Genomic DNA, 12995 nt, shown 5'->3' on the forward strand with positions numbered 1-12995 from the left:
AAAAGCCAGATTCAAATGGATTGATGCCTGTTTTCAGTCTGTTACCCGTGTTCACTGACGTTGATTTGTCGCTCCTTGATCCAACGTCTTACTTCGGCCGCTGCCTATGCAGCGGCCTTTTTTATGCCTGGAATAAAACGGGGCGCCCTCAGCGCCCCGTAGGATTCAAGCTTATTCAAGCAACGATCACAGGCTGAATTTCTGCAAATTGGCCATCATCTCCTTCAACGCCTCGATGTTGTCCTTGGGGTGAGCCGCCCCTTCGAAGTCGCAAATCTGCTGCCAATGCGCCGCCACGTCTTCGGGCGAGAAGCCGGCCTCCGGATCAAAGCCCACGCCCAGGCTGCGCTCCCAGCGGGTCTTGCCGATCCAGCCACCGCCCACTTCAAACAGCCCCGAGGTTTCCTGGCAGGCGTCGCTGCCCAGGTAAACCACCAGCGGGCTGACCAGTTCCGGCTTGAGCCGCTCGAACACCTGCGGAGGGATCAGGCCTTCGGTCATCCGCGTGCCGCCCGTTGGGGCGATGGCGTTGACCAGGATGTTGTTTTTGCGGCCTTCCAGCGCCAGAGTGCGCGTCAGGCCGTACAGACCCAGCTTGGCCATGCCGTAGTTGGACTGGCCAAAGTTGCCGTAGATGCCTGAGGTGGACGCGGTAAAGATCACCCGACCGTAACCCTGCTCGCGCAGATGGGGCCAGGCGGCGCGGGTGACTTTGTAGGCGCCTTCGACATGCACCCGGTAAACCAGGTCCCAGTCGCTGTCGTCCATTTTGTGGAAGGTCTTGTCGCGCAGGATGCCCGCGTTGTTGACCACCACATCGACACGGCCAAACGCATCGAGGGCGTTCTGCACAATCTTGTCACCGTCGGTGACAGAGTCATGGTTGGCTTCAGCAATACCGCCAGCTTCGCGGATCTGCGCCACCACACGGTCGGCAGCCGAGGCATTGGCGCCTTCGCCCTGGGTGGAACCGCCCAGGTCGTTGACCAGCACCTTGGCGCCATGTTTGGCGAACAGCAGCGCATGCGCCCGGCCCAATCCGCCGCCGGCACCGGTGACGATCACGACCTTATCCTGGAACTGCACTGATTCACTCATACCGAACTCCAATGGCGACAATGGGAATAGATCGAGTGTCAGGCAAGGGGGCGCTGGTCACAATAAAGCCGGCCAGGGCTGAATGGTGTTCGATAAGGCTGGGGGATAATCGTCAGCTCAGGAATAGGCCAACCGCGGTGTCGGCTGCCCAATCCGGTCACGAAACGCCAGGTAGTGTTTGAGCACCTGCACCGGCGCCTCGATCTGTGGGTAGTGGCCGATGTTGGCCAGCAGCACCGTGTCGGCGTGGGGCACCAACTCGCGGTAACGCTCCACCATATGAGCGCCCGAAATCGGGTCGATTTCGCCATCGATCACCCGTAGCGGCACATCGCCCTGTTGCATCGCTGCCACCCAACGCTCACGCATACGGCGGCGTTGAGGGATGTAGGCAATGAGTTTGTGCAGGATGCGCGTGCCGTCATGGCAGTCGATCAGGCTCCAGAAATCATCCAGAGCGCTTTCGCTGGGGCGGGTGTTGGGGCCGAAGATCTGGCTGAAACTGTTCGCCAAGGCATTGCGCCCAAAGGCACGACCGATCATCCAACCCAGTGGGCTCAGCAAGAGCTTCTGTACCAGCGCCGGGCGATGGGTTTCGGGAAACAGCCCACCGTTGAGAAACACACAGCTGGCCATCTGAAAGCGCCCTTCGTAGTGCCGGGCCAGCAGTTCTTGGGCGACGCTGTCACCGTAGTCGTGGGCCAGCACATGCACCGGCTGCTCCACGCGCAAATGTTCCAGCAGGGCTTGTTGCAAATCCGCCTGCTCCAGCAGGCAGTAACCGTGGTCGAGTGGCTTGGCCGAGTCGCCGAAACCGAGCATGTCGCAGGCGATCACCAAGTTGCGCTGGGCCAAGGGCTGCCACACGTAGTGCCAGTCCCAACTGGCGGTGGGAAAGCCATGGATCAGCAGCAACGGCTCGCCCTGCCCCGCCACCCAATACCGGATGGTGCGGCCATGGAAGTCGAACGTTTGGCTGCGTTTGCGCCAGGCTCTCAGCGGGATCTCGGCGAGTGGCATCAGCTTCTATACCCAGGATCTTGAGTGTCCAGCTTGCGCAGCAACGCCGGCCAGGCCAGCGCGCCCCCCATACCTTGTGCGCTCTTTGTGACAGCCGCCACCATCGCCTTGGCGCCAGCGAGAATCTGCGGGCCGATGCTGATCAATTCAGCACCACCGTTTTGCGCCAGCACTTGGATATCGCAGGCGCGCTGGAACGTGAACATCATCAAAAAGGTATCGGCAATGGTGCTGCCGCAGGTCAGCAGGCCATGGTTGTGCAGCATCAGGAAGTTGTTGTCACCCAGATCGGCCTGCAGGCGGGCCTTCTCTTCGTGATTCAGCGCCACGCCTTCGTAGGCGTGATAGGCCAGGCTCGACAGCACGAATATCGATTGCTGGCTGATCGGCAACACGCCTTGCTTCTGCGCCGCCACCGCCACACCGGCAGCGGTGTGGGTGTGCAGCACGCAGGTCACGTCGTGGCGCACTTCGTGGATGGCGCTGTGAATGGTGTAGCCCGCCGGGTTGATCTCGTAGGGGCTGTCCATCAGCTTGTTGCCGGCCTGGTCGACCTTGACCAGGCTCGACGCGGTGATCTCGTGGAACATGAGGCCGTAGGGGTTGATCAGGAAGTCATCAGTGCCCGGCACCTTGGCCGAGATGTGGGTGAAGATCAGGTCATCCCAACCATGCATCGCCACCAGGCGATAGCAGGCAGCCAAGTCGACACGGGTCTGCCATTCGGCAGCGCTGACCTGATCTTTGACATTCTGTGACGATAGAACGGGGGCTAGGCTCACGGCAACGACCTCCTTGGCGCATTTTCTTGTTGTTTTTTTGAGTGATGGGCCAGTCTAGTCAGACGCCGTGGCCGCCGTAGTTGCCTTGGCAGCCAGCTTGATGACCGTACGAGTCAGCGTTGAGAATAGTTGAAATCCGTACACGCGACGTCAGAGAAGTGCCGCCAATAAAGGCGCGGCGAACAGGTTGAGCAAGCCCGTCAACACCATCACCAAGCCCGCGACGGAGCCCTCTTCACCGCCCACTTCGTGTGCTCGGCTCACGCCCGCGCCGTGAGCGCCCACGCCGAACAGCGCGCCGCGCGCCAAGGGTGTGCGCAATGGCAACCACTTGAGCAGCACACCGCCGAGCATGGCGCCGAACACACCGGTGAACATCACGAACACGGCCGTCAGTTCCGGCACGCCACCCAGGTCGGACGACACGGGCATGGCGAACGGTGTGGTGATGGAGCGCGGCACCAGGGACATCGTCACCGAGGTGTCCAACGCCAGCGCTTTGGCCAAGCCGAATGAGGTGGCGATGGAGGCCACGCTGCCGGCGATCATGCCCAGCAACAAGGCCGACCAGTATCGCGCCAGCAACGTGCGCTGCTGCCAGATCGGCACCGCGAAGGCCACGGTCACCGGGCCCAGCACCAGCATCAACCAATGGGTGTCAGCGGAGTATTCGGCGTAGGCGGTGTTCATCGGCACCGCCACGGCCAGCAAGAGTACCGGCACCAGGATCAGCGGCGACAACAGGTAACGCCCGGTGCGACGGTAGATCCAACGGCTGAAAATGTACGCACCCAAGGTCAAGGCGAGCCAGAACACTGGCATCAGCTCAAGCTTCATGGCGCAGCCTCCAGCGGCACACCAGTTCGACGGTAAACGCGGTCACCAGCATCACCGCCAAGGTGCTGAAGCCAATCACCAGCAGGATGCGCCAGCCGTCATTGCGCAACAGGCCGCCGTAGTCCAGCAGGCTCATCAGCGCAGGAATGAAGAACAGCAACATTTCAGCCATCAACACACCGGCGCCCAATTGCAGGGCCGCCGGTTTGACCAGGCCGCTGGCGAACGTTGCCAGCAGCAGGCCCAGGCCCACCACGCCGCCAGGAATCGGCAACGCCAGCCACACGGCCAGTTGGCAACCGAGCAGGTAAATGGCCAACAGCACGACCAGTTCAATCAATAGACGGGTGAAACGCTTCATGGGCTTTGGTTCCTCGCAGGCCTTCATTTTAGAGAGGCACACCCCATCCCCACAGCGAATTGTTAGACTGCCAGCTATTCCAAATGGGAATCCTGATCATGGAATTCAAACAGCTGCGCAGTTTTGTCGAAGTGATCCACCGCGGTGGCTTCACTCAAGCGGGAAAAACGCTGCACATCAGTCAATCCGCCGTCAGCAAACAAGTGGCGCAACTGGAGCAGAGCCTGGGCACACCGCTGTTGGAGCGCACCGGCTCACACATCCGCCTGACCGCCGCTGGAGAAGTGGTGCTGCTACGGGCTGAAGCCATGCTGCGCTTGCAGACGGAATTGCTGAGTGAGCTGGATGACATGCAGCAACTGGCCCGCGGCGAGTTGCGCCTGGGCCTGCCGCTATTGGCGGGGGACACGTTGTTTGCGGGACTGTTTGCCGAGTACCGCAGGCGCTACCCGAAGGTCACCATCCAGTTGCTGGAAGGCGGTAGCCGCACGATCGAACAGGCGATTCTCAATGGTGAACTGGATGTGGGTGGCTGCCTGAATTCCAGTGATCCAGCCTTCGCCCGGCAAGCCTTCTGCGATGAGCCGCTCGACGCCTTGCTGCCGATGGATCACCCGCTGGCACAGAACGCCCAGGTGCGCCTGGAGGAACTGGCGGACACGCCGTTCCTGATGTACCAGCGCAGCTTTGTGCTCAATGATCGGCTGATCCAGGCCTGCCAGCAGGTGGGCTTCACCCCGAGGGAAATCGGCCGTAGCGGCCAGGCAGACTTCCTCGCCGCCCTCGTCGCGGCCGGCCAGGGCGTGGTGCTGCTGCCCAGCGTGGTCGCCCGTGGGTTGGTGCGACCGGGCGTGGTGCGCCTGACGCTCAAGGCGCCCGACGACCTGCGCTGGGACATCGCGTTTACCTGGCGTGCGGGCGCCTATCTGTCGAAAGCCGCCCAGGCCTGGCTGGCGTTGCTGCGGGAATTTCCGGTCAGCCGCGCAGTGCAGTGACCAACTCGGCCAGCCACGGTTCGGCGTCGGCTTCCGGGGTGACGCTTTCGCTGGCGTCCAGGCGCAGCATCGGCAGCACTTCGCGCACGCCGAGTTCGCCAAACAGCTCGCGCATTTGCTCGCCGCCGCCGCAGAAGGTGTCGCCATAGCTGGCGTCGCCCAGGCCGATCACCGCGCCGGGCAGGCCGCGCCAGGCGGCGGGCAGTTGGTCGCGAATAGTCGAATACAAGGGTTGCAGGTTGTCGGGCAACTCGCCCATGCCGGTGGTGGATGTCACCGCAAGGAAAGCCTCGGGGCCGAAGGCTTGCACATCCGCCAGGCTGGCGCGCGGGTTGTGCCAGGCCTCGAAGCCGGCGGCCTTGAGAATGTCGGCGGCGTGGCGGGCGACTTCTTCAGCGGTGCCGTAGACCGAGCCGGAAAGGATGGCGACTTTCATCAATCTGATCCTGTAGTTGAGCGAAAGCCTGGGATATTAACAGCTAAGGCAAATATTTCGGCGCAGCCCGTGCAACATTCACCGCTTGCCATAAACTGCAAACTCCAAAATACAAGCCATGGACCGCTCAATGATTAACGCCAAGCTGATGCAACTGGTCGTCAATGCCTCCAATGACGGCATCGTCGTCGCCGAGCGTGAAGGTAAAGACAAGCCGCTGATCTACGTCAATCCGGCATTCGAGCGCCTGACCGGCTACACCCTGGATGAAATCCTCTATCAGGATTGCCGTTTCCTGCAATCGGGCGACCGTGACCAGCCTGCGCTGATGGCGATTCGGGAAGCGATGGAAAGTGGCGGGGCTTGCCGGGAAATCCTGCGCAACTACCGCAAGGACGGCACCCACTTCTGGAACGAGCTGTCGCTGTCGTCGGTGTACAACGACGCGGACAAACAGACGTACTTCGTCGGTGTGCAAAAGGACGTCACCCTGCAAGTCAAAGCCCAGCAGCGCGTCGCCCAACTGGAGACCGAACTGGCGCAGGTCAAGGCTGAACTGGCGGTGCTCAAAGCGACGAGTGGATCTAACAAAATTTAGAAAATGCGGTCATTAGGGGGGATAATGGCATTTTAATACCCCCTAATGAGCACGAGCGATGCAGCGTGACGCGCTTCTGACCCAGGATGAACTGGACTTCATTCAGAATATGCAACACAACCCGCAACTGAACCTGCGGGATGCGTCGTCGAGCCTGACCGTCAACGGCGGTGCGCAGATTCGCGACTTGCTGACCCGGCTCGCCGCTCATGACCATGTCACCCTCCAGGCGCAATTCGACAACCAGCAACTGACCTTCCCGTTGCACTTGGTGGAAGACGAGTTTCATGCAGTCCACTTACGTCTGGGCGTACCGAGCATTTTCGAAGACGGGCCGATGATTCGGCCGTGGCGCCTGGCGCTGGAGGCTCCCGTGGCGTTGGAAAATGTCAGGGGTAACCCGGGCGCGCTGTGGGTGCATGAAGTGTCGTTCAAGGGTGTGCTGGTGGAGATTCGGGGCCGGGTCAAGCCGCCGAAAACCTTTTCCCTGTGGTTCAGTCCTTCAGGTTACGAGCGCATTGCGTTGCGCGGAACCTTCGAACGGGAAACTGCACGCGGGCTGTTCGCTTATCGGCTGAGCCAGGGCGACGTCGACGAAACCGAGCGCCTGCGCCAGTTCATCCTGCACCAGCACCGCCTGGTCCATCCTGAAGTCCACGCCTGAGATCAGGTATCCAGGCCACCGCCCAGAAACTGCTGCAAGCGGCGCTGCATCAACCGGCCTTCATTACCCAGGCAGCCGATTGATGACCCGGCGAGGCTTTCCTGCGCCAAGTCCGCTGCATCACCGGCCAACAACAACGGGCAATCCAGGGTCAGCGCCAGACGCTTGAGCCGCAGCGGCAGCTCGCTGCTGGGGGCGCGATTGGAAAACAGCACCAAGGCTTGGGGCTGGGTCTTTTCACAGATCAGCGTCAACTCATCGAATGGCTGGCCCACGCCCAAGACCTTGACCGCTTGTTTTTCCCCAGACATCAACAACCCCGCGACCAGCAACTCCAGCTCGCGGCACTCCCCGGCAACGGCGGCCAGCAATACCCGGGGCCCCGGCGCAGCAGCAGCCATCTGCAAACGTTGCGCCGTACGCGAGCGCAGGAAATTATCAAAGAACAACCACTCGCTGGCCTGGCCGAAGCGGCCTTGGTGACGCAATATCGCCTGCCAGAGCGGCATGAGAATGTCCTGGAACACCACGGCGAGGGGATAGGCGGAAAAGATCTGGCCGTACAAACGGTCCAATTGGCGGTCATCGAACGCGCTGATTGCCTGGCGCAATTGCCCGTGCCACTGCTCCCACTCCACTTCCGCGCCGGGGGCGGCATCCGGTTCGCTGAACAACGCGTCGCGCGCCAGGATCCGGCCCACTTTGCTCACCGCCACACCGCGTTCAATCCAGTCGAGAATCCGGTGTACGGTGTCGATGTCTGTGCGCGAGTACAGCCGATGCCCGCTTTCGGTGCGGGTAGGCTGGATAAGACCGTAGCGCCGTTCCCAGGCGCGCAAGGTCACCGGGTTGACGCCGGTCAGCCGAGCGACTTCGCGGATCGGAAAAAGATCATCGGAAACGGTGCGGCTGTCAGAGGTCGTTTCGCGCTGAAGAGCAATAGTTTCGGGCATCAGAGGTCAAAAACATCCGTGTCGGTTTGGATCCCATTTAACGCTTTTTCGACTGAACGATTCAAGGAGCACGACGAGCCGACCAAAGTATCTGGCGTATTTCGCTAAAACAGGAATAATCCTTGCCTGTTTTTTCTACGTCGCTGCAACACCCCGCAGCCTCGTTCGTGTGCCGCCTACCCGGCCCAGCGCACTCGCTTATTTGGAGATACACAATGTCTACCTCTCCCGTCACCCTGATGGTTGCGCGCCGCGTGGCCAAGGGTCGCTATGAAGAACTGATGACCTGGCTGCGCGAAGGCGAGCAATTGGCCACGGACTTCCCCGGTTACCTGGGTTCAGGCGTCCTTGCACCGCCGCCCAACGATGATGAATTCCAGATCATTTTCCGCTTTGCCGATGAAAAGACCCTGCATGCCTGGGAATTTTCGGCCTCGCGCAGTACCTGGTTGAGCCGTGGCAGCGAGCTGTTTGCCAACCCGTCCGAGCACCGTGTACGCGGTATCGATGGCTGGTTTGGCGCAGTCGGCGCGCGCCCGCCGCGCTGGAAGCAGGCGGTGGCGATCTGGCTGGCGTTTTTCCCGGTGTCGCTGCTGTTCAACTTTGTCCTGGGTCCCTTGCTCAATGGGCTCGACCTGGCGCCGCGCGTACTGGTCAGCACCATGGCCCTTACGCCTCTGATGGTGTATTGGTTCATCCCGCTGTCGACCCATCTGTTGGCCAATTGGCTGCATCCTGTTCCGACCCCACGTAAGGCCGGCGAAGCCGCTGCTTGAGTACAGGGGCGCCCGGTCGCTGGTATAGTTTCAATCTGCCAGCGACTTGAGCCTCCCATGACTGCAACGAACGCCCCGATCCTGATCACCGGCGCCGGCCAGCGGGTCGGCCTGCATTGCGCCCTGCGCCTGCTGGACGACGGCCACCCAGTGATTTTCAGCTACCGCAGCGAACGGCCCGGCGTACAGGCCCTGCGCGAGCGCGGGGCGATCGGGGTGTTTGCCGATTTCTCCAGCGAGGCCGGCATCCTGGCGTTTATCGCTGAACTGAACACCCATACCCAGAGCCTGCGCGCGATCATCCACAACGCCTCGGCCTGGATCGCCGAAACGCCCGACGAAGAAAGTCGCGCCTTTACCGACATGTTCAGCGTGCACATGCTTGCGCCGTACTTGATCAACCTGCATTGTTCACCTTTGCTGCAACGCTCTTCCCCCGCCGACATCGTGCATATCAGCGATGACGTGGTGCGCAAGGGCAGCCGCCAGCACATTGCCTATTGCGCCACCAAGGCCGGCCTCGACAGCCTCACGTTGTCGTTTGCCGCGCAGTTCGCTCCGCAGATCAAGGTCAATGGCATTGCTCCGGCGATGGTGATGTTCAACGACGGCGACGACGCAGCCTACCGCGCCAAGGTACTGGCCAAGTCGGCACTGGGCATCGAACCCGGCCCCGAGGTGATCTACCAGAGCGTGCGCTATTTGCTGGATAACCCCTATGTCACCGGTACCACCCTGACCGTCAACGGCGGGCGGCATATCAAGTAAGCCGTTTGTGAGGATGTTGTATGACCCTGCCCCATCACTACCGCGAGATCCTCAAAGGCCTGGGCGAAGACCCGGAGCGCGAAGGCTTGCTCGACACCCCAAAGCGCGCCGCCAAGGCCATGCAGTACCTGTGTCACGGCTACGAGCAGAGCCTGGAAACGATCGTCAACGGTGCGCTGTTCACCTCCGACAATGACGAGATGGTGATCCTCAAGGACATCGAGTTGTACTCGTTGTGCGAGCACCACCTGCTGCCCTTCATCGGCAAGGCCCATGTGGCCTATATCCCCACCGGCAAGGTGCTGGGCCTGTCCAAGCTGGCGCGCATCGTCGACATGTTCGCCCGGCGCCTGCAGATCCAGGAAAACCTCACGCGGCAGATCGCCGACGCGATCCAGGACGTGACCCAGGCTGCCGGCGTGGCCGTGGTGATCGAAGCCCAGCACATGTGCATGATGATGCGCGGCGTGGAAAAACAGAATTCAACCATGAACACCTCGGTGATGCTCGGCGCGTTCCGCGAGTCGAACACCACGCGCATGGAGTTCCTGCAACTGATCGGACGGAGCAAGTAGCAATGCCACAACTTCAACCAGGCATGGCGCGCATCCGGGTCAAGGACCTGTGCCTGCGCACGTACATCGGCATCAACGAGGACGAGATCCTCAACAAGCAGGATGTGCTGATCAACCTGACCATCCTGTATGCCGCCCAGGAAGCCGTGCGCGACAACGACATTGATCATGCGCTGAACTACCGCACCATCACCAAGGCGATCATCGCCCACGTCGAGGGCAACCGCTTTGCCCTGCTGGAGCGCCTGACCCAGGAGCTGCTGGACCTGGTGATGAGCAATGAGTCTGTGCTGTACGCCGAAGTCGAAGTGGACAAGCCCCATGCCTTGCGCTTTGCCGAGTCGGTTTCGATTACCCTGGCGGCCAGCCGTTAACCCCTGAATTGTCAGTGAGCCCTATGAACGACCAACAACGCCTCGAACTCGAAGCCGCCGCCTTCCGCCGGCTGGTGGCGCACCTGGACAGCCGCAAGGATGTGCAGAACATCGACCTGATGAACCTCTCGGGCTTCTGCCGCAACTGCTTGTCCAAGTGGTACAAGGCCGAGGCGGACGAGCGCCAGATCGAGCTAAGCCTCGATGACGCCCGTGAAGTGGTGTACGGCATGCCGTACGCCGAGTGGAAAGCCCAATACCAGAAAGAAGCCAGCGCCGACCAACAGGCGGCGTTCGCCAAAGGAAAAACCCATGACTGATTTGAACACCCTGCGCGCCAGCCTCAACAGTGGCGAACATGTTTTTGCCGATACCCTGGCGTTTGTCGCTGCTGGTTACGACTATCAGCCGCAAGCCTTTACCAACGGCGACGTGGAAAACGCTGCCGGGCAGAACGAAGGATCGTGCAAGACCCTGGGCCTGGCGCTACTGGAGGGTCTGAGCGATCAGGAAGCACTGCTGGCGTTTGGTGAGCATTACCGCTCGGTAGTGGCGACGCCTAAGGGCAGTGACCACGGCAACATCCGTGCGCTGATTGCGAATGGATTGGCCGGCGTGAAGTTCAGCGCACAGCCACTGACCCGTCGCTGATCAAATCCTGCTCATAAAAAAACCGGCCTCGCAGCCGGTTTTTTTAGTTCAGCGGATTCAGAACGAAGCGTTCTGCAGACCGTCGAGGTAACGCTCGGCATCCAGTGCCGCCATGCAACCGGCGCCAGCCGAGGTGATGGCCTGGCGGTAGACGTGGTCGGCCACGTCACCGGCAGCGAAGATACCTTCGATGTTGGTGGCAGTCGCGTTGCCTTCACGGCCGCCCTGCACCACCAGGTAACCGTCTTTGGCTTCCAGCACACCTTCGAACAACGAAGTGTTCGGGGTGTGGCCGATGGCGATGAACACGCCGTCGACTTTCAGCTCGTCGAAGCTGCCGTCGTTGTTCTTCAGGCGGGCACCGGTCACGCCCATGTTGTCGCCCAGGACTTCGTCCAGGGTGGCGTTGAGCTTGAGGATGATCTTGCCTTCAGCCACACGGGCATGCAGCTTGTCGATCAGGATCTTCTCGGCGCGGAAGGTCTCGCGGCGGTGAACCAGGGTCACGGTGCTGGCGATGTTGGCCAGGTACAGTGCTTCTTCCACCGCGGTGTTGCCACCACCGACTACGGCGACCGGCTTGTTGCGGTAGAAGAAACCATCGCAGGTCGCGCAGGCCGAAACGCCTTTGCCCATGAACGCTTCTTCCGATGGCAGGCCCAGGTAGCGGGCGCTGGCGCCAGTGGCGATGATCAGCGCGTCACAGGTGTAAACGCCGCTGTCGCCGGTCAGGCTGTAAGGCTTCTTGGAGAAGTCGACCTGGTTGATGTGGTCAAACACGATCTCGGTTTCAAAACGTTCAGCGTGTTCTTTCATGCGCTCCATCAGCACCGGGCCGGTCAGGCCGTGGACGTCGCCTGGCCAGTTGTCGACTTCGGTGGTGGTGGTCAGTTGACCACCCGCCTGCATGCCAGTGATCAGCAGCGGCTTGAGGTTGGCACGGGCAGCGTAGACCGCAGCGCTGTAACCGGCAGGGCCGGAACCCAGGATAATCACTCGCGAATGACGGGTATCAGACATGACTCACTCCTATCGACCACCCAGACTACAAGGCGGCTGGAATAAAAAAGGGACCACGAAGCACTTGGGGAAGGCTTCAACTCGCAGACCCTGAAAAATAATGGGTGCAGCGTATCGAGGGGGGCAAGATTAAGGAAATACGGAATAACAATCCAGCTCATAGGTGGTCTCTATGCAGTCACCGCTGTTGATCAACACCTTTGTTACCACTGATGTCGCCGCTTTCGCCTGTTAAGCAAAGCCGGTAAGGTCGGCGCGTTCGTCACTTTGTTCGGAGTTCTCCATGCCCGCCCCTGCTCTTTCCGGCCCGCAATACCTGCGTGAAGGTCTCAAACTGGTGCTGAGCCCCGGCCTGCGTCTGTTTGTGCTGCTGCCGCTGGTGATCAACCTGGTGCTGTTCGTCGGCTTGATCTATTTCGCCGGTCATCAGTTCAGCCTGTGGGTCGATCATCTGATGCCGACGCTGCCGACTTGGCTGAGCTTTCTGAACTACCTGCTCTGGCCCCTGTTCGTCGTGCTGGTGGTGCTGATGGTGTTTTTCACTTTCACCATGCTCGCCAACATCATCGCGGCGCCCTTCAACGGTTTTCTCTCGGAGAAAGTGGAAGTGGTGGTACGCGGCACCGATGATTTCCCGGCCTTCAGCTGGGGCGAGTTGATCGCCATGGTCCCGCGCACCCTGGCCCGGGAGATGCGCAAGCTGGGCTACTTCCTGCCACGGGCCATCGGCCTGTTTATCCTGTCGTTCATACCCGTGGTCAACCTGATCGCCGCGCCGCTTTGGCTGTTGTTCGGCGTGTGGATGATGGCGATCCAATACATCGACTACCCTGCCGACAACCACAAGCTGGGCTGGAACGAGATGCTCGCCTGGCTGCGCCAGAAACGCTGGCAGAGCATGAGCTTCGGCGGGATCGTCTACCTGGTGCTGCTGGTGCCGGTGGTCAACCTGCTGATGATGCCGGCAGCGGTGGCGGGGGCGACATTGTTCTGGGTGCGTGAGCAAGGTGCCGAGGCGATGGTGCAGCAGCAAAAAGTGACCCAGTCATAAATCCATCATCTCGATGACACAATGACGACATGGCCC

At 60.8% G+C, this 12995-nt stretch carries 18 protein-coding genes; 10 read left to right on the forward strand and 8 right to left on the reverse strand.

The features are described 5' to 3' along the window. Positions 1–186: 186 nt before the first annotated feature. The 5 genes from CI807_RS00675 to CI807_RS00695 all read right to left on the reverse strand — a co-directional run bounded on the left by CI807_RS00675 (position 187) and on the right by CI807_RS00695 (position 4098). Positions 187–1098, reverse strand: coding sequence for an SDR family oxidoreductase (locus CI807_RS00675; RefSeq protein ID WP_095013495.1), 912 nt, complete (start codon positions 1096–1098; stop codon positions 187–189). Positions 1099–1215: 117 nt separating this feature from the next. Beyond that, positions 1216–2118, reverse strand: coding sequence for an alpha/beta fold hydrolase (locus CI807_RS00680; protein ID WP_095013496.1), 903 nt, complete (start codon positions 2116–2118; stop codon positions 1216–1218). After that, positions 2118–2900 carry a class II aldolase/adducin family protein gene (locus tag CI807_RS00685; RefSeq protein WP_095013497.1) on the reverse strand — a complete coding sequence of 261 codons (783 nt, stop codon included), beginning with the start codon at positions 2898–2900 and terminating at the stop codon, positions 2118–2120. Before CI807_RS00685 ends, CI807_RS00680 begins: the two co-directional genes overlap by 1 nt. 150 nt (positions 2901–3050) lie before the next feature. Next, the gene (locus CI807_RS00690) at positions 3051–3737 is read right to left on the reverse strand and encodes an LrgB family protein (RefSeq protein WP_038842213.1); all 687 of its coding nucleotides are present in this window, start codon (positions 3735–3737) and stop codon (positions 3051–3053) included. Then, positions 3727–4098: a CidA/LrgA family protein gene (locus CI807_RS00695; RefSeq protein ID WP_095013498.1), complete on the reverse strand. Its 372-nt coding sequence runs from the start codon at positions 4096–4098 to the stop codon at positions 3727–3729. Before CI807_RS00695 ends, CI807_RS00690 begins: the two co-directional genes overlap by 11 nt. 98 nt (positions 4099–4196) lie before the next feature. Here CI807_RS00695 and CI807_RS00700 point away from each other — a divergent pair, with 98 nt between their 5' ends. Next, complete coding sequence (locus CI807_RS00700) at positions 4197–5093, forward strand: LysR family transcriptional regulator (protein WP_095013499.1); 897 nt, start codon at positions 4197–4199, stop codon at positions 5091–5093. Here CI807_RS00700 and CI807_RS00705 read toward each other — a convergent pair. After that, on the reverse strand, positions 5074–5529 hold the full coding sequence (locus CI807_RS00705; RefSeq protein ID WP_095013500.1) for a flavodoxin: 456 nt from the start codon (positions 5527–5529) through the stop codon (positions 5074–5076). The two genes, CI807_RS00700 and CI807_RS00705, sit on opposite strands and share 20 nt — an antisense overlap. 130 nt (positions 5530–5659) lie before the next feature. Here CI807_RS00705 and CI807_RS00710 point away from each other — a divergent pair, with 130 nt between their 5' ends. Together CI807_RS00710 and CI807_RS00715 are read left to right on the forward strand one after the other, a co-directional pair. Beyond that, on the forward strand, positions 5660–6127 hold the full coding sequence (locus tag CI807_RS00710; RefSeq protein WP_095013501.1) for a PAS domain-containing protein: 468 nt from the start codon (positions 5660–5662) through the stop codon (positions 6125–6127). Positions 6128–6185: 58 nt separating this feature from the next. Next, positions 6186–6791: a hypothetical protein gene (locus tag CI807_RS00715; protein ID WP_095013502.1), complete on the forward strand. Its 606-nt coding sequence runs from the start codon at positions 6186–6188 to the stop codon at positions 6789–6791. 2 nt (positions 6792–6793) lie between these two features. Here the strand turns inward: CI807_RS00715 and CI807_RS00720 are convergent, their stop codons facing one another. After that, positions 6794–7744, reverse strand: coding sequence for a MerR family transcriptional regulator (locus CI807_RS00720; protein ID WP_095013503.1), 951 nt, complete (start codon positions 7742–7744; stop codon positions 6794–6796). Between the two features lie 215 nt (positions 7745–7959). On the opposite strand from CI807_RS00720, the gene CI807_RS00725 reads away from it, so the two are divergent. Genes CI807_RS00725 through CI807_RS00750 form a run of 6 tightly spaced genes read left to right on the forward strand, consistent with a single transcriptional unit; the run spans position 7960 to position 10888 of the window. Next, a complete protein-coding gene (locus CI807_RS00725; protein WP_095013504.1) occupies positions 7960–8520 on the forward strand; it encodes an antibiotic biosynthesis monooxygenase in 561 nt (186 codons plus the stop codon). Positions 8521–8577: 57 nt separating this feature from the next. Beyond that, a complete protein-coding gene (gene folM / locus CI807_RS00730; RefSeq protein ID WP_095013505.1) occupies positions 8578–9288 on the forward strand; it encodes a dihydromonapterin reductase in 711 nt (236 codons plus the stop codon). A 20-nt stretch (positions 9289–9308) separates the two neighbouring features. Continuing rightward, positions 9309–9863, forward strand: a complete 555-nt coding sequence (folE, locus tag CI807_RS00735) for a GTP cyclohydrolase I FolE (protein WP_033896195.1) — start codon at positions 9309–9311, stop codon at positions 9861–9863. A gap of 2 nt (positions 9864–9865) precedes the next feature. After that, a complete protein-coding gene (gene folX / locus CI807_RS00740; protein WP_003176029.1) occupies positions 9866–10237 on the forward strand; it encodes a dihydroneopterin triphosphate 2'-epimerase in 372 nt (123 codons plus the stop codon). A gap of 23 nt (positions 10238–10260) precedes the next feature. Next, on the forward strand, positions 10261–10557 hold the full coding sequence (locus CI807_RS00745) for a DUF1244 domain-containing protein (RefSeq protein ID WP_010206472.1): 297 nt from the start codon (positions 10261–10263) through the stop codon (positions 10555–10557). Then, a complete protein-coding gene (locus CI807_RS00750) occupies positions 10550–10888 on the forward strand; it encodes a HopJ type III effector protein (RefSeq protein ID WP_177409558.1) in 339 nt (112 codons plus the stop codon). The genes CI807_RS00745 and CI807_RS00750 overlap by 8 nt, the downstream gene beginning before the upstream one ends. A 57-nt stretch (positions 10889–10945) precedes the next feature. Here the strand turns inward: CI807_RS00750 and trxB are convergent, their stop codons facing one another. After that, positions 10946–11908 (reverse strand): thioredoxin-disulfide reductase, encoded by a 963-nt coding sequence (gene trxB / locus CI807_RS00755; protein ID WP_016976180.1) that lies wholly within the window; start codon positions 11906–11908, stop codon positions 10946–10948. 283 nt (positions 11909–12191) lie between these two features. Here trxB and cysZ point away from each other — a divergent pair, with 283 nt between their 5' ends. Further along, positions 12192–12959 carry a sulfate transporter CysZ gene (cysZ, locus tag CI807_RS00765; protein WP_095013507.1) on the forward strand — a complete coding sequence of 256 codons (768 nt, stop codon included), beginning with the start codon at positions 12192–12194 and terminating at the stop codon, positions 12957–12959. Positions 12960–12995: the final 36 nt, after the last annotated feature.

It is taken from the genome of Pseudomonas sp. NS1(2017) (genome assembly GCF_002269425.1).
In the GTDB taxonomy this organism is placed as follows: Bacteria; Pseudomonadota; Gammaproteobacteria; order Pseudomonadales; family Pseudomonadaceae; genus Aquipseudomonas; species Aquipseudomonas reactans.